14 protein-coding genes are annotated in these 15,575 nt (G+C 50.9%); 8 read left to right on the top strand and 6 right to left on the bottom strand.

Going from position 1 to position 15,575, the window contains the following annotated elements; genetic code table 11:
* Positions 1-180 precede the first annotated feature (180 nt).
* Positions 181-1,464: a YeaH/YhbH family protein gene (locus DA718_RS16710; protein ID WP_112217061.1), complete on the bottom strand. Its 1,284-nt coding sequence runs from the start codon at positions 1,462-1,464 to the stop codon at positions 181-183.
* Between the two features lie 327 nt (positions 1,465-1,791).
* Positions 1,792-3,726, bottom strand: coding sequence for a protein kinase YeaG (yeaG, locus tag DA718_RS16700; protein WP_112217059.1), 1,935 nt, complete (start codon positions 3,724-3,726; stop codon positions 1,792-1,794).
* A 426-nt stretch (positions 3,727-4,152) separates the two neighbouring features.
* Here yeaG and DA718_RS16695 point away from each other — a divergent pair, with 426 nt between their 5' ends.
* Both DA718_RS16695 and DA718_RS16690 read left to right on the top strand, forming a co-directional pair.
* Positions 4,153-4,899 carry a MipA/OmpV family protein gene (locus DA718_RS16695; protein WP_110273588.1) on the top strand — a complete coding sequence of 249 codons (747 nt, stop codon included), beginning with the start codon at positions 4,153-4,155 and terminating at the stop codon, positions 4,897-4,899.
* Positions 4,900-4,992: 93 nt separating this feature from the next.
* On the top strand, positions 4,993-5,847 hold the full coding sequence (locus DA718_RS16690; protein ID WP_112217058.1) for an aldo/keto reductase: 855 nt from the start codon (positions 4,993-4,995) through the stop codon (positions 5,845-5,847).
* Positions 5,848-5,931: 84 nt separating this feature from the next.
* Here DA718_RS16690 and DA718_RS16685 read toward each other — a convergent pair whose 3' ends face one another.
* Positions 5,932-6,816 carry a D-hexose-6-phosphate mutarotase gene (locus tag DA718_RS16685; RefSeq protein ID WP_112217057.1) on the bottom strand — a complete coding sequence of 295 codons (885 nt, stop codon included), beginning with the start codon at positions 6,814-6,816 and terminating at the stop codon, positions 5,932-5,934.
* Positions 6,817-6,891: 75 nt separating this feature from the next.
* Positions 6,892-7,887: a glyceraldehyde-3-phosphate dehydrogenase gene (gene gapA / locus DA718_RS16680; protein WP_004860805.1), complete on the bottom strand. Its 996-nt coding sequence runs from the start codon at positions 7,885-7,887 to the stop codon at positions 6,892-6,894.
* Positions 7,888-8,226: 339 nt separating this feature from the next.
* Here gapA and msrB point away from each other — a divergent pair, with 339 nt between their 5' ends.
* Entirely contained in the window at positions 8,227-8,640 is a 414-nt protein-coding gene (gene msrB / locus DA718_RS16675; protein ID WP_112217056.1) for a peptide-methionine (R)-S-oxide reductase MsrB, read from the top strand.
* Between the two features lie 43 nt (positions 8,641-8,683).
* Positions 8,684-8,959, top strand: coding sequence for a YeaC family protein (locus DA718_RS16670; protein ID WP_112217063.1), 276 nt, complete (start codon positions 8,684-8,686; stop codon positions 8,957-8,959).
* Between the two features lie 55 nt (positions 8,960-9,014).
* Here the strand turns inward: DA718_RS16670 and yajD are convergent, their stop codons facing one another.
* Together yajD and chiD are read right to left on the bottom strand one after the other, a co-directional pair.
* Positions 9,015-9,359, bottom strand: a complete 345-nt coding sequence (gene yajD, locus DA718_RS16665; RefSeq protein ID WP_112217055.1) for an HNH nuclease YajD — start codon at positions 9,357-9,359, stop codon at positions 9,015-9,017.
* 102 nt (positions 9,360-9,461) lie between these two features.
* Entirely contained in the window at positions 9,462-10,715 is a 1,254-nt protein-coding gene (chiD, locus tag DA718_RS16660; RefSeq protein WP_112217054.1) for a chitinase ChiD, read from the bottom strand.
* Between the two features lie 450 nt (positions 10,716-11,165).
* Here chiD and DA718_RS16655 point away from each other — a divergent pair, with 450 nt between their 5' ends.
* Genes DA718_RS16655 through DA718_RS16640 form a run of 4 tightly spaced genes read left to right on the top strand, consistent with a single transcriptional unit; the run spans position 11,166 to position 15,571 of the window.
* The gene (locus DA718_RS16655; RefSeq protein WP_112217053.1) at positions 11,166-12,242 is read left to right on the top strand and encodes a zinc-binding dehydrogenase; all 1,077 of its coding nucleotides are present in this window, start codon (positions 11,166-11,168) and stop codon (positions 12,240-12,242) included.
* A gap of 27 nt (positions 12,243-12,269) precedes the next feature.
* On the top strand, positions 12,270-13,649 hold the full coding sequence (locus DA718_RS16650) for an MFS transporter (protein WP_112217052.1): 1,380 nt from the start codon (positions 12,270-12,272) through the stop codon (positions 13,647-13,649).
* 17 nt (positions 13,650-13,666) lie between these two features.
* Complete coding sequence (locus DA718_RS16645; protein WP_112217051.1) at positions 13,667-14,710, top strand: NAD(P)-dependent alcohol dehydrogenase; 1,044 nt, start codon at positions 13,667-13,669, stop codon at positions 14,708-14,710.
* A 24-nt stretch (positions 14,711-14,734) separates the two neighbouring features.
* Entirely contained in the window at positions 14,735-15,571 is an 837-nt protein-coding gene (locus DA718_RS16640) for a ketose-bisphosphate aldolase (protein ID WP_112217050.1), read from the top strand.
* The last annotated feature ends 4 nt before the right edge of the window (positions 15,572-15,575 follow it).

Below are 15,575 nucleotides of genomic sequence, written 5' to 3'. Positions count from 1 at the left end.
TCATTCAACGATATAAGGCAGGATGAAAGTCCTATTTGATGTGAGCAAATTTTATGCTTTAAAAGGGAGAATGCTTCCCCAAAATGAAATGAATATCATTGATTAACTAAGAAAATAAAACATACTCAAAAGATGGAGAAATCAGCCAGAAAGTTTATCTAACTGGCTGATTTTATTTAACTAAGTGTCACTTTTGGAAGTCTGCTTGTGGAACAGTTCGCGGAACACCGGATAGATATCTTCAGGATCGCGAATATGCTGCATGGCAAAGTTTTCGAACGTTGACTGCAGGTGCTCATATTCGCGCCACAGCGTCTGATGCGCGCGTCGGGTTATCTCGATATAGCTGTAGTAACGCACTACAGGTAGAATTTTCTTCGCCAGCAATTCGTGACATAACGGCGAGTCATCAGCCCAGTTATCACCATCCGATGCTTGTGCGGCGTAGATATTCCACTGCCCCGGGTCGTAACGCTCCTTGACCACTTCATCCATCAATTTCAGGGCGCTGGAGACAATCGTGCCGCCGGTTTCCTGCGAATAAAAGAATTCGTGTTCATCGACCTCTTTAGCTTGCGTATGGTGGCGTATATAAACGACATCCACGTTTTTATAGGTCCGGCTGAGAAACAGATACAGCAGGATGTAAAAGCGCTTGGCCATATCCTTGGTTGCCTGATCCATCGATCCGGAGACGTCCATCAGGCAGAACATCACCGCCTGGCTTGAAGGCTCTGGTCGCTTTTCATAGTTCTTGTAGCGCAGGTCAAAAGTGTCGATAAACGGTACGCGGTCGATTTTCGCCCGCAGCTCGGCAATCTCTTTACGCAGGCGTTCCTCTTCCAGCAGCTGTGCCGGTTCGCTTTTGCTGATGATATCCAGATCTTCTTCCAGCGCGTGCAGTTGCCGACGCTTACCCGCTGTCATTGCAGTACGCCGCGCCAGCGAGTTTTGCAGCGAGCGAACGACGCTGATGTTGGCCGGTACCCCGTTGGCGGTATAACCTGCACGGTGGCTCTTAAACTCCGTCAGCTGCCGTTGCTGATTTTTTTTCAGGTTTGGCAGGGCCAGATCTTCAAATAACAGATCCAGATATTCATCTTTCGAAATCTGAAAGACAAATTCATCTTGTCCTTCGCCGTCGGCGCTGGCTTGTCCCTGACCGCTGCCACCACCGCCACCGCCGCCCTGCGGACGTTCGATGCGGTCGTTTTGTACAAAGTGATCGTTACCCGGGTGCACGCGATTGCGCAGCCCGCCGCGACCCTGATGAAACATCGGTTCGTTAATATCGTCCGTTGGGATGGAGACGGACTCTCCGCTCTGAATATCAGTCACCGAGCGCTTATTGATGGCCTCGGAGATCGACTGTTTTATCTGCGCTTTATAACGGCGCAGAAAGCGCTGCCTGTTGACTGCGCTTTTGTTTTTCCCGTTCAGGCGTCGGTCTATGAACCAGGTCATATGCCCTCCTGTACTGCATTTGCCAACGATACCCGTCATACTTCAAGTTGCATGTGCGTTGGCTGCACTCGCTCACACCGGTCACTTACTTTAGTAAGCTCCCGGTGATTCACTCCCTTGCCGCGTGATTCGGCCTCCGGCCTCACCCCTTCGGGGCCAACGCAAGCGCTGTTCAAAACGCTTAATCGTTTTGTCCTGAAACTTGAATTATTTAGGGTAATGCCCTTAATTATTCGGGCTTCAGTACTATCTTTTCCTGCAACCCGAGTTAACGGAGTCCGCGCAGTTATTATTAGCCCGGCAGTTATCGCCTGCCGGGCTGGTCTATCAGGATGATTTACGGACCCGCAGATACCATTCGCACAGCAGACGAACTTGCTTGCGGGTATAACCTTTCTCCATCATGCGGTCGACAAAATCATCGTGTTTCTTCTGCTCATCAGTTGACGTTTTCGCGTTGAAGGAAATGACCGGCAACAGCTCTTCGGTATTGGAGAACATTTTCTTCTCAATAACCGTGCGCAGTTTTTCGTAGCTGGTCCAGTTTGGATTACGCCCGCTGTTATGTGCTCTGGCGCGCAGCACAAAGTTGACTATCTCGTTACGGAAGTCTTTCGGATTACTGATCCCGGCCGGTTTCTCGATTTTTTCCAGTTCCGCATTCAGCGACTCGCGGTCAAACAACTGACCGGTATCCGGGTCGCGATACTCCTGATCCTGAATCCAGAAGTCGGCGTAGGTGACATAACGGTCAAAAATGTTCTGCCCATACTCAGAATAGGATTCAAGGTAGGCAGTCTGGATCTCTTTACCGATAAACTCAGCATATTTCGGGATCAGATAGCCTTTGAGGAACTCCAGGTAACGCTCGGATTGCTCCTGCGGGAACTGTTCGCGCTCGATTTGCTGTTCCAGGACGTAGAACAGATGTACCGGGTTAGCTGCGACCTCCGCGTGGTCGAAGTTGAATACCCGCGAAAGGATCTTAAAGGCGAAGCGGGTGGACAGGCCGTTCATCCCTTCGTCGACACCGGCATAATCGCGATACTCCTGGTAGGATTTCGCTTTCGGATCGGTATCTTTCAGGCTCTCGCCATCATAAACGCGCATTTTTGAGTAAATGCTCGAGTTTTCCGGATCTTTCAGGCGCGACAGAATTGAGAAGCGCGATAGCGTTTCCAGGGTGCCTGGGGCGCAAGGCGCATGGGTCAGTTCACTGTTGTTAAGCAGTTTTTCGTAGATACGGATCTCTTCCGAGATGCGCAAGCAATAAGGTACCTTGACGATATACACACGGTCGAGGAAAGCCTCATTGTTTTTGTTATTACGGAAGGTAACCCATTCCGATTCGTTGGAGTGGGCAAGGATAATCCCGTTGAACGGCAGGGCTGAAATCCCTTCGGTGCCGTTATAGTTACCTTCCTGAGTGGCGGTCAGCAGCGGATGTAGCACCTTAATTGGCGCTTTGAACATCTCCACAAACTCCATCAACCCTTGGTTGGCACGGCACAGGGCGCCGGAATAGCCGTAGGCATCCGGGTCATTCTGCGCGTAGTGTTCCAGCTTACGGATGTCCACTTTACCCACCAGCGCGGAGATATCCTGGTTGTTCTCGTCACCCGGCTCGGTTTTGGCGATGGCAATCTGTTCCAGTATAGATGGCCAGACTTTGACCACGCGGAATTTAGTGATATCGCCGCCGAAATCATGCAGACGTTTGGCCGCCCATGGCGACATGATAGTCCCCAGATAGCGGGTAGGCACGCCGTACTCTTTCTCAAGAATCTGCGCATCTTCCTGCGGATTAAAAAGGCACAGCGGGTGATCATTAACCGGGCTGCGCTCCCCGTTGGCGCTCAGAACGTAAATCGGGACGCGCTGCATTAAGGACTTCAGGCGTTCGGCAAGCGATGATTTGCCGCCGCCCACGGGTCCCAGCAGATACAGAATTTGTTTCTTCTCTTCCAGCCCCTGAGCGGCGTGTTTTAAGTAAGAAACAATCTGCTCGATGGCATCTTCCATACCGTAAAACTCTTCAAACGCCGGATAGCGTGCGACAACCCGGTTTGAAAAGAGACGGGATAGCCTGGGTTCCAGGGCCGTATCGACCATGACCGGCTCACCGATGGCCATCAGCAATCTTTCTGCTGCGTTAGCATAAGCACTGCGATCTTGCCGACAGATGGTAAGAAACTCCTGCAGTGTGAACTCTTCGTCCTTGGCAGCTTCATAACGCTGGCGATAGTGATCGAATATATTCATGGCATGCCGTCCTTTCGTATTTAGCACAGGTTGAGAGCCGTTCATATGAATAGTGGGAGCTCCCGGAAGAGGTAAGCCGCACAACGTTCACTGATTCTCCAGCAACCCTTATGCCAGGTTGGCGAAGTCTCTGGATAACGTGCCCCGCAATTACTTCTTCTAAATTAAAGCGTAGATGCATTTGGAAAACTTGCATGGCACAGAAAATCAATTTCAATGACATATCAATAACTCATCAAGAAAAACGACGGCTTTACTCACGTCTTGTCAACGGGAGTCATCACGCTGTCATTTTGTTGTCAGCCTGCAGTCATCTGAAGATGAGAAATTAATTAGTTTAGTGTAATGACAGGTAAAGAATTTGAGGCATGACGTTTACAACGTTAAACTGCCTGCGCTGATTATTTGACAACAGGAATATGGATCGTGACTAAAATCAAACTTCTGGCACTTGGTGTGTTGATTGCGACTTCAGCATCCGTCGTACACGCTGAAGGGAAGTTCACTTTGGGTGCGGGTGTGGGTGTCGTCGAACATCCTTACAAGCAGTACGATGCTGATGTTTACCCGGTGCCCGTTATTAATTATGAGAGCGATAACTTTTGGTTTCGCGGTTTAGGTGGTGGTTACTACCTGTGGAATGACACCAACGATAAGCTCTCCGTGACCGCATACTGGTCGCCGATGTATTTTAAGCCGGGCGATAGCGACAGCCAGCAAATGCGTCGCCTGGATAAGCGTAAATCCACGGTGATGGCAGGGCTTTCGTACGTTCACAATACGCAGTACGGTTTCCTGCGCACTACGCTTGCAGGCGACACGCTGGATAACAGCAACGGTATTGTGTGGGATCTGGCCTGGCTGTATCGCTATACCAACGGTAACCTGACGCTTACACCGGGTATTGGTGTGGAGTGGAACAGCGATAACCAGAATGAGTACTACTATGGTGTTTCGAAGCATGAGTCGAATCGCAGCGGCATGCGCAGCTACGATCCGGACAGCAGCTGGAATCCGTACCTGGAGCTGTCGGCAAACTATCGTTTCCTCGGCGACTGGAGCGTATACGGTGTTGCCCGCTATACGCGTCTGTCCGATGAAATCACCGATAGCCCAATGGTGGACAAATCCTGGAGCGGTGTGATTTCTACCGGGATCACTTACTCCTTCTGATTGTGCTTCTTTACAAGGCAATTCGTGCATCAAAACAGGGCGTGATGCCCTGTTTTGCATTACGGTGGTGCAATCAAATAACAGGAGGTATCAATGGCAGAAAGGACAATCAGTTTTGGCGGGCATCCGGCGGTTCCTGTCATCGGGCAGGGAACCTGGTATATGGGCGAAAACCAGGCGCTGCACGCTCAGGAGGTTGCTGCACTACGTGCGGGCATTGATCTGGGGCTGACGGTTATCGACACGGCGGAAATGTATGCTGATGGCGGTGCGGAAGAGGTAGTGAGTGAAGCCATTCGCGGGCAGCGCGAACGTGTGGTGCTGGTCTCCAAAGTCTATCCGTGGAATGCTGGTGGACGCAAAATAGCCAGCGCCTGCGAAGCCAGCCTGCGCCGCCTGAATACCGACTATCTTGATCTTTATTTGCTGCATTGGCGTGGTGATTACTCATTGCAGGAGACGATTGAGGGTATGGAAGCGCTGGTTGCGCAGGGTAAAATTCGCCGTTGGGGTGTGTCGAATCTCGATTACGATGATATGCAGCAGCTCTGGCAGGCGGACGGTGGCGATCAATGCGCGACCAATCAGGTGCTCTATCACCTGGCTTCCCGCGGTATTGAGTATGACCTGCTGCCGTGGTGTCAGCAGCAGCAATTGCCGGTGATGGCATATTGTCCGCTGGCTCAGGCTGGACGCCTGCGTAATGGACTTTTAAATCATACCGTTGTGAAAAATATCGCTGAAGCCCGAGGCGTCACCGCCGCACAAGTGCTGCTGGCGTGGGTGGTTAGCCATCAGGGCGTGCTGGCTATTCCGAAAGCCGCAAGCATTGAGCACGTAGAGCAAAATGCTGCGGCGCTGGAAATTGTGCTCAGTGCTGAGGAGCTGGCGCTTTTGGATAAAGCCTATCCGGCACCGGGAAGAAAAACGCCGCTGGATATGGTCTAAAACTCAGCGGGGCTTAAGTATCGTAGGCCGGGTAAGGCATGAGCCGCCGCCCGGCACAATGACGAACACAATCAGTTCTGGCTTTTAGCGTTTTACTACGCGAATGGTTTGCGCCAGGCGCGAAGGTTTCTCTTCGCTGGCCTTCTGTGGCTCGATCGCGCAGCAGCTTTCTACACAAACGAAGGTTTTATAACCATCGTCAGGCATATCGCCCATGCTGACAGAAAGTGCCGGTCCTGGGTTCCAGCCTACCACGTTGCTGTTATGGTGATGGATAACGTCGATGTTGCGGTTCAACGCGTCGTCATGAATCACGCTGCAGGCATCCGCATTCAGATAAACGCGGTCGGTACGGTCAGGGAAAGTCTGTACGCCGTCGCTTAATACACCCTCTTCGGCATTATTGACTTTATCAACGTAACGATCGCCAAGGCCGCTCACTTTCACCGCGGCGATATCACCAACGTTGAAGTAGGTGTGCAGGGCGGAAGTGGTTTCAAATTCGCCGTGTGCTTCCAGCTCAATCTCACAGGTTTTACCCAGTTTGAAACGGGCTAGTAGCGTGAACTCGTGCGGCCAGTACTGGCGAGTCGCATCGCTGCTTTGCAGTTCAAAGGTCAGCACCGCGCCGTTGTCGTCTTCTTTATGTGCTTTCAGCGTCCACGGCAGATTACGGGCGAAGCCGTGTGATGGCAGACCCTGCTGAGCCGCAGGACCAAACCATGGCCAGCAAATCGGCACGCCGCCGCGCAGGGCAACGCCTTTTTTGAACGGTGTGTTACCGCTGAGCCACAGAACTTCCTCTTCACCTGCGGGTTTCCAGGAGAGCAGGTGAGCGCCCTGAAAAGCAACAGAAGCTTTAACCTGTGGATGGTCAACAACGATTAACTCCAGGTCATCAAGCTGGCGGCGGGAGAGGACAGGGGTAAGTTGTTCGATAACCGGGAGAGCAAAAATTTTATTAATCATTACGCAATCCTTTAATGCTCAGATAAAAAAAAGAGCGACCGAAGTCGCTCTTACAGATTACTTATTCATCTCAACTTATTTGGAGATGTGAGCAATCAGGTCCAGAACCTTGTTGGAGTAACCCGTTTCGTTGTCGTACCAGGAAACCAGTTTCACAAAGTTGTCGTTCAGAGCGATACCTGCTTTAGCATCGAATACTGAAGTGCAAACTTCGCCGTTGAAATCGGTAGATACAACGTCATCTTCGGTGTAGCCCAGAACGCCTTTCATTGCGCCTTCGGAAGCAGCTTTGATTGCTTTCTTAATTTCTTCATAAGAAGCAGCTTTTTCCAGACGAACGGTCAGGTCAACAACAGATACGTTAGGAGTCGGAACGCGGAACGCCATACCGGTCAGTTTGCCATTCAGTTCTGGCAGTACTTTACCTACAGCTTTAGCAGCACCGGTAGAGGACGGGATGATGTTTTGAGCTGCGCCACGACCGCCACGCCAGTCTTTGTGAGACGGGCCATCAACGGTTTTCTGAGTTGCGGTGGTCGCGTGAACGGTAGTCATCAGACCTTCGATGATACCGAAGTTGTCGTTGATAACTTTAGCCAGCGGAGCCAGGCAGTTGGTGGTGCAGGATGCGTTAGAAACGATGTCCTGGCCTTCGTATTTGTCAAAGTTAGCGCCTTTAACAAACATCGGAGTGTTGTCTTTGGACGGGCCAGTCAGAACGACTTTTTTCGCGCCAGCAGTGATGTGTTTACGAGCAGTCTCGTCAGTCAGGAACAGACCAGTTGCTTCAGCAACTACGTCAACGCCTGCTTCGTTCCACTTCAGGTTAGCCGGATCACGCTCAGCGGTAACACGGATTTTTTTACCGTTAACGATCAGATGACCGTCTTTCACTTCAACGGTACCGTTGAAACGGCCGTGAGTGGAGTCATACTTCAGCATGTATGCCATGTAGTCAGCGTCTAACAGGTCGTTGATTGCAACGATCTCGATGTCAGAACGTTCCTGAGCAGCACGGAAAACAATGCGACCGATACGGCCAAAACCGTTGATACCTACTTTGATAGTCATATATTCCACCAGCTATTTGTTAGTGAATAAAAGGTTGCCTGTAAAATTACAAAAACCTTACGCAGCGTCAAGCGGAATCGTGTCAATCATTGCGACAAATCAATCCTCAGCATACCTTTGCGCGATTGATTTACCCCACTTTCCCTTTGAGCCCAATTCCATATGGGGGCTGCGCCCGGAATTTTAAAGGGCATTAAAGATAAAAATGTGATCTTAATCACAATTGCGTAGCTGCCTCTTGGCATCGCCTAAGTTTAGAACAAAAGTTCACGCTTCATTGTTAATATTTTGTTAGAATTGACGCGAAAAGTTGTCCTTTACACAGCGAGAAGCAAGCCAATGTCGAATAAACCCTCCTCGGACGAGCTCAAAAAAGATTTGAGCGAGATGCAGTTTTACGTGACGCAGAATCACGGTACTGAACCGCCGTTCACCGGGCGGCTACTCCACAACAAACGCGATGGCGTCTATCACTGCCTGGTGTGCGATGCAGCGCTGTTTAACTCGCAAACCAAGTATGATTCGGGCTGTGGTTGGCCGAGTTTTTATGAGCCAGTCAGCGAGGAAGCGATCCGTTATCTAACGGACTACTCCCACGGTATGCAGCGCACGGAAATTCGCTGCGGAAAATGCGATGCTCATCTTGGACATGTGTTCCCGGACGGTCCGCAACCCACCGGCGAGCGTTTTTGTGTTAATTCGGCGTCTTTAAGCTTCACCAATGATGAAAATGGTGAGCAAATTAAAGGTTGAAAAACCGATTCAGCAAATTATTCCAAAGCGGGGCTGGCGGAAGATGGAAATTGAACAAATTATCGATAGCATGACGCCGGAAGTTTATCAGCGTCTGGCGACGGCGGTGGAGCTGGGGAAATGGCCGGATGGCGTAGCATTGACTGCGGAACAGAAAGAGAACAGCCTGCAGCTAGTTATGCTCTGGCAGGCCCGACACAACGTTGAGGCGCAGCATATGACCATCGACACCAATGGACAGATGGTGATGAAGAGCAAACAGCAGCTGAAAGTTGACTTCGGCATCACGCCGCAACCTATTGCGACGTTTAAATCCTGATAGCTCTGGCCCGGCTGTTGAACGCCGGGCGCTGAAGCGTAATGAGCGCCTGGTGTTACTTCTTATTCATCATTGCTTTCAGATCGGCAAATGGGTTGTATTTTGCTTCGCCGATGTCTTTCTGAGCATCTTCGCCCGCCACCACCGTTGATCCGTACTGATCGGCTTCAGTGTATTTGGAATGTTCATGGTCGTGGCAATACAGGCACAGCATCTCCCAGTTGCTACCATCTTCCGGGTTATTGGAGTGATCGTGGTCGATATGATGCACCGTCAACTCACGCAGGTTTGAATAGACAAACTCGCGGGAGCAGCGTCCGCAGACCCAGGGGAAGATTTTCAGCGCCTTTTCGCGATAACCAACTTCAAGACGGGCGTAGTTTTTGGGGATAAAAGCCATAAGACCCCATGCCTCCTGTAGAAAATGAAAAACTGCGCCAATGTCTGGCGCAGTGGATGGTGCTAATCATAACCTATTGTGCCTGGCATGGCACAGAGTCGATCAGTGCTTGAGCCCTAACGTCTCTGCCAGCTGTTTCGCTAACTGGTTTTGATCGTCCGCGCCGTACTCCCAGAACATCGCGCCTCCCAGGCCCTTGCTCTTGATGTACTCCGCTTTGATAGCCACCGAGCGTGGGTTCTCGTAGGAGAGGGCAAAAAGCGCTTTACCGTCAGCCGACTGCACCGACAACCACGGCACCTTCGCTTCATCATCCCAGTGCTGAGTAAAACGCTTCTGCGGATCGTTGATTAGCTTCGCCACAATGTCGTTGTATTTCACATAGGTATCTTTGGTCAGATCAAAGCCTAACGACTTGAACAGCTCAACTTGCTGTGCTTCGAAGTAAGGTTGCGTCGCCGGATTTTTCTGTGCATCAGGTTTGCTCCAGTCAATGCCCGGCTCGACGGCGCGTTTTGGTACCCGGCCATAGAAACCAATCCCCAGATTCATCTGGCTCGGTTTTAAACCAGCGGCAATGTAGTTATTGACCACAAAATCCGCGCTGTACTTATCCGCTTCTGCGACTGTCGGCCACTGCGTCGAGTCATACAGGTTGGAGTTGAAGTACTGGGTGCCGTACGCCATGTCGTAAGTCATCAGGTTGATGTAATCAAGCGACGGGGCAATCGCTTTCACATCCACCCAGCTTTTTGGGCTCTCCGCGTTTGCGCCCACGGCAATGGTGACCAGCTTGTTATGCCCAAAGGTCGCCCGTAGCTCTTTCAGCAGGGCAGTAAAGTTATCCCGATCGGCCGGTTGACTGGCGACCAGCCCCCATGCACCGTTGACCGGGTACTCCCAATCAAGATCAATCCCATCCAGACCATATTTTTCAACAATCTCCTGTGCCGACTGAATAAATACCTCACGGGTTTCTTTGGTTGCCGCCGCGCCAGAGAATCCGCGAGCTCCCCAGCCGCCAACGGAAAGCAGAACTTTCAGATTCGGATTCTGTTTACGCAATGTGGGAATTTTCTGCAAATCAGCCTGCACTTTCGGTGATAGCCAGATTTGATGCAGCTTGCTGGTGTCTTTCAGAGCGTCATTGGTTTCGTCTTTTTCGTCGTTATAGACCAGACCAAATGAGTAGTTGAGATGGGTAATCTGGCGCACGTCCAGTTTATCGATATCGCCGCCAGGACCGGCAGTGACGTCACCACCGCCGTTAAAGTAGCCGACGGACATCAGTGAGTTAGCGGAAACAACGCTCGCGCAGAGCAGGGGTAATGCTGCCAACAAAGGCAAAAGTTTCATATCTGATCCTCTTTGACTATACCCGTCATACTTCAAGTTGCTTATGTGTTGGCTACTCTCGTTCACCCCAGTCACATAGTTATCTATGCTCCTGGGGACTCACTCCCTTGCCGCCTTTAAGCAACTCGAATTATTTGGGGTATAAAAATATTAAAAACAAACACGCCACGGAAATGGCGTGGCGAAAAAACAACCTTCGCAGGCTAGCATCATCCACAGTACAAAACTGCGAAGGTGTTCACGGCTGTACTGATAAGCGCAGCGGCACGCCTGTCGATTTTTCTTTCTTCCAATCCTCCACCTTCATGTAACACCCATTTCGCGGTATTTGTGATCTGAGTTGTGAAATGCAGATCATTATCTGTGTTTTAAAGATTTAATGTTGACCTTGAAGATGTTGTGGTTAAGTATTGGTGCCACTGATGCAAACTAAACACAAAGGAAGACGCAATGAAAGCACTGGCAAGATTTGGCAAGGCCTTTGGTGGCTATAAGATGATTGAGGTTCCGGAACCGGTATGCGGGCCGGATGACGTGGTGATTGAAATCAAAGCGGCGGCCATCTGCGGCGCGGACATGAAGCATTACAATGTCGACAGCGGTTCCGACCAGTTCAACTCCGTTCGTGGCCATGAATTTGCGGGCAACATTGTGCGGGTCGGGGAAAAGGTCAAGGACTGGAAAGTTGGCCAGCGGGTGGTTTCTGACAACAGCGGACACGTCTGCGGCGTTTGCCCGGCCTGCGAACAAGGCGATTTTCTGTGTTGTACAGAAAAAGTGAACTTAGGTCTCGACAACAACACTTGGGGCGGAGGGTTCTCGAAATATTGTCTGGTGCCGGGGGAAATCCTCAAAATTCACCGTCACGCGCTGTGGGAAATTCCGCAGGGCGTTGATTATGAAGAAGCGGCGGTGCTGGATCCTATCTGTAACGCCTACAAATCTATCGCTCAGCAATCTAAATTCCTTCCCGGCCAGGATGTTGTGGTCTTTGGTACCGGTCCATTGGGCCTCTTTTCGGTCCAGATGGCGCGCATTATGGGGGCCGTAAATATCGTAATGGTCGGGCTGGAAGAGGATGTTGCCGTACGCTTCCCGATCGCCAAAGAGCTGGGGGCGACAGCGGTTGTCAACGGTTCCACCGAAGATGTGGTCGCGCGCTGCCAGGAAATCTGCGGTAAAGACAATCTGGGGCTGGTCATCGAATGCTCCGGCGCCAATATCGCCCTTAAACAATCAATCGAAATGCTGCGCCCGAATGGTGAAGTGGTTCGCGTGGGCATGGGCTTTAAACCTCTTGATTTCTCCATCAACGATATCACCGCATGGAATAAAAGCATTATCGGGCATATGGCCTACGACTCCACGTCGTGGCGCAACGCCATCCGCCTGCTGGCCAGCGGCGCGATCAAAGTTAAACCGATGATTACTCACCGTATCGGCTTGTCGCAATGGCGCGAAGGGTTTGACGCCATGGTCGATAAAACCGCGATTAAGGTCATTATGACCTACGACTTTGATGAATAACCCCATTTATTAAAGGAAGGTTCCCGGATGGAACAAATAGCAAAACCGCACTGCGGCGCGAGGCTGGACAGGCTGCCTGACTGCCGCTGGCATTCGTCGATGTTTGCCATGGTCGCCTTTGGATTACTGGTCTGCTGGAGTAATGCCGTCGGCGGGTTAATTCTCGCGCAGTTAAAAGAACTTGGCTGGACCGATAATTCCACCACCGCTACGTTTTCCGCCATTACCACGGCGGGAATGTTTCTCGGCGCGCTTGCCGGGGGAATTATCGGGGATAAAACCGGACGCAAAAATGCCTTTATTCTGTATGAAGCGATTCATATTATCGCCATGGTTGTGGGGGCGTTTTCGCCAAATATGACCTTCCTGATTGCCTGCCGTTTTGTGATGGGAGTGGGATTAGGTGCGCTGCTGGTAACCTTATTTGCCGGGTTCACCGAATATATGCCTGGCAGAAATCGCGGTACCTGGTCCAGTAGGGTCTCGTTTATCGGTAACTGGTCTTATCCGCTGTGCTCGCTGATTGCGATGGGACTGACGCCGTTCATCAGTGCTGAATGGAACTGGCGCGTGCAACTGCTGATCCCGGCGGTGCTGTCGCTGATTGCCACCGCCATTGCCTGGCGCTGGTTCCCCGAGTCGCCTCGCTGGCTGGAGTCTCGTGGACGTTACGTGGAAGCCGAAAAAGTGATGCGGGCAATAGAAGAGGGCGTGGTTCAGCAGACCGGTAAACCACTACCGCCAGTGGTGATAGAGGATGACGGCAAGGCACCGCGCTCTGTTCCGTATTCGGCTTTATTAACCGGCGTATTACTCAAGCGCGTTATTTTAGGTTCCTTTGTTCTGATTGCCATGAACGTCGTGCAGTACACTTTAATTAACTGGCTGCCGACGATATTTATGACCCAGGGTATTAACCTGAAAGATTCCATTGTGTTAAATACCATGAGTATGTTCGGTGCGCCGTTTGGAATATTTATCGCCATGCTGGTGATGGATAAAATTCCCAGAAAGACCATGGGGGTGGGCTTATTAGTTTTAATCGCCGTGCTGGGATATATCTACTCGCTACAAACCAGCATGCTGCTGATTACGTTAATTGGCTTCTTCCTGATTACCTTTGTGTATATGTACGTTTGCTACGCCTCGGCGGTGTATGTACCGGAAATATGGCCAACCGAAGCGAAACTGCGTGGCTCCGGACTGGCAAATGCGGTGGGGCGTATCAGCGGTATTGCTGCGCCTTACGCGGTTGCAGTATTGCTTAATAGTTACGGCGTGACGGGGGTGTTTGTACTGCTCGGGGCGGTCTCCATTATTGTCGCCATTGCCATTGCTACTATCGGAATTGAAACCAAAGGCGTCTCTGTCGAAAGTCTCGGTATTGATGCAGCCACCAGCAAATAATATTGATGGGAAAGAAAATGCAAAATTCAAAAGCGATATTAAAAACGCCCGGCACGATGAAGATTATCATCGCCGATATGCCGGTACCGAAAGAGCATGAAGTGCTGATTAAAATTGAATACGTCGGTATTTGCGGCTCAGATGTTCACGGTTTCGAATCGGGTCCTTTTATTCCGCCAAAAGACCCCAACCAGGAAATTGGCCTCGGACATGAATGTGCCGGTACGGTGGTGGCGGTAGGAAATCGCGTCAGTAAATTTAAACCGGGCGACCGGGTGAACATTGAACCCGGCGTGCCGTGCGGCCACTGTCGTTATTGTCTGGAAGGTAAATACAACATCTGCCCGGATGTCGATTTTATGGCTACCCAGCCAAATTATCGCGGCGCGCTAACCCACTATCTGTGTCACCCGGAGAGCTTTACCTACAAACTGCCCGATAATATGGACACCATGGAAGGCGCGCTGGTAGAGCCTGCGGCGGTAGGGATGCATGCTGCGATGCTGGCGGATGTTAAACCGGGCAAGAAAATCGTCATTCTGGGGGCCGGCTGTATCGGCTTAATGACTCTACAAGCCTGTAAGTGCATGGGCGCAACCGACATCGCTGTGGTTGATGTCCTGGAAAAACGCCTCGCAATAGCCGAACAGCTTGGTGCAACGACCGTCATCAACGGAGCAAAAGAGGACACTGTTGCCCGCTGCCAGCAATTCTCTGGTGATATGGGGGCCGACATTGTTTTTGAAACCGCCGGTTCAGCCATCACCGTTAAGCAGGCCCCTTATCTGGTGATGCGCGGCGGCAAAATCATGATTGTCGGTACGGTGCCCGGTGACTCGGCGATTAATTTCCTCAAAATTAACCGTGAAGTCTCGATTCAAACCGTTTTCCGCTACGCCAACCGCTACCCGGTCACCATTGAGGCTATCTCCTCCGGTCGTTTCGATGTCAAGTCGATGGTGACCCATATTTACGATTATGAAGATGTTCAGCGCGCGTTTGATGAATCCGTTAATAACAAACGCGACATTATTAAAGGCGTTATTAAAGTTAATCATTAATTAATTGGAAAGGGAGAAATAACCATGCTAGCAGATATTAAATATTGGGAAAATGATGCCCAGAATAAACATTATGCGATTGCCCACTTTAATGTGTGGAATGCGGAAATGTTAATGGGGGTGATTGATGCGGCGGAAGAGTCGAAATCGCCGGTAATTATCTCGTTCGGCACCGGGTTTGTCGGCAATACCTCGTTTGAAGATTTTTCGCATATGATGGTTTCTATGGCGAAAAAGGCCTCGGTACCGGTAATTACCCACTGGGATCACGGACGCAGTATGGAGATCATCCATAACGCCTGGGCCCACGGCATGAACTCGCTGATGCGTGATGCTTCCGCTTTTGATTTCGAAGAAAATATTCGTCTGACCAAAGAGGCGGTCGATTTCTTCCACCCGCTGGGTATTCCGGTCGAAGCAGAACTGGGCCATGTGGGGAATGAAACGGTCTACGAAGAGGCGCTGGCCGGTTATCACTACACTGACCCAAGCCAGGCGGCTGAATTTGTCGAGCGTACCGGGTGTGATTCTCTGGCGGTAGCGATTGGTAACCAGCACGGCGTCTACACCTCCGAACCGAAACTGAACTTTGACGTGGTTAAACGCGTGCGCGAGGCGGTATCCGTTCCGCTGGTGCTGCATGGTGCCTCCGGTATTAGCGATGCGGATATTAAGAAAGCCATCTCATTAGGTATTTCGAAAATCAATATCCATACTGAATTGTGTCAGGCCGCGATGGTTGCAGTGCAGGAGAATCAGGATCAGCCGTTCCTGCACGTCGAGCGTGAAGTACGTAAAGCCGTAAAAGAGCGCGCGCTGGAGAAAATCAAATTATTTGGTTCAGACGGTAAAGCGGAATGACAAT

The organism is Klebsiella huaxiensis (assembly GCF_003261575.2).
GTDB lineage: Bacteria > Pseudomonadota > Gammaproteobacteria > Enterobacterales > Enterobacteriaceae > Klebsiella > Klebsiella huaxiensis.
The sequence above is the reverse complement of the archived record's forward strand: the minus strand, read 5'-3'. Positions and strand labels throughout refer to the sequence as shown.

What these genes read in the sequence shown, in the direction of transcription:
- DA718_RS16690 (WP_112217058.1), top strand. Translation starts at nt 4,993, where the DNA reads ATGGCAGAAAGGACAATCAGTTTTGGCGGGCATCCGGCGGTTCCTGTC.
- gapA (WP_004860805.1), bottom strand. Translation starts at nt 7,887, where the DNA reads ATGACTATCAAAGTAGGTATCAACGGTTTTGGCCGTATCGGTCGCATT.
- DA718_RS16645 (WP_112217051.1), top strand. Translation starts at nt 13,667, where the DNA reads ATGCAAAATTCAAAAGCGATATTAAAAACGCCCGGCACGATGAAGATT.
- DA718_RS16685 (WP_112217057.1), bottom strand. Translation starts at nt 6,816, where the DNA reads ATGATTAATAAAATTTTTGCTCTCCCGGTTATCGAACAACTTACCCCT.
- yajD (WP_112217055.1), bottom strand. Translation starts at nt 9,359, where the DNA reads ATGGCTTTTATCCCCAAAAACTACGCCCGTCTTGAAGTTGGTTATCGC.
- msrB (WP_112217056.1), top strand. Translation starts at nt 8,227, where the DNA reads ATGTCGAATAAACCCTCCTCGGACGAGCTCAAAAAAGATTTGAGCGAG.
- DA718_RS16655 (WP_112217053.1), top strand. Translation starts at nt 11,166, where the DNA reads ATGAAAGCACTGGCAAGATTTGGCAAGGCCTTTGGTGGCTATAAGATG.
- DA718_RS16710 (WP_112217061.1), bottom strand. Translation starts at nt 1,464, where the DNA reads ATGACCTGGTTCATAGACCGACGCCTGAACGGGAAAAACAAAAGCGCA.
- yeaG (WP_112217059.1), bottom strand. Translation starts at nt 3,726, where the DNA reads ATGAATATATTCGATCACTATCGCCAGCGTTATGAAGCTGCCAAGGAC.
- DA718_RS16650 (WP_112217052.1), top strand. Translation starts at nt 12,270, where the DNA reads ATGGAACAAATAGCAAAACCGCACTGCGGCGCGAGGCTGGACAGGCTG.
- chiD (WP_112217054.1), bottom strand. Translation starts at nt 10,715, where the DNA reads ATGAAACTTTTGCCTTTGTTGGCAGCATTACCCCTGCTCTGCGCGAGC.
- DA718_RS16670 (WP_112217063.1), top strand. Translation starts at nt 8,684, where the DNA reads ATGGAAATTGAACAAATTATCGATAGCATGACGCCGGAAGTTTATCAG.
- DA718_RS16640 (WP_112217050.1), top strand. Translation starts at nt 14,735, where the DNA reads ATGCTAGCAGATATTAAATATTGGGAAAATGATGCCCAGAATAAACAT.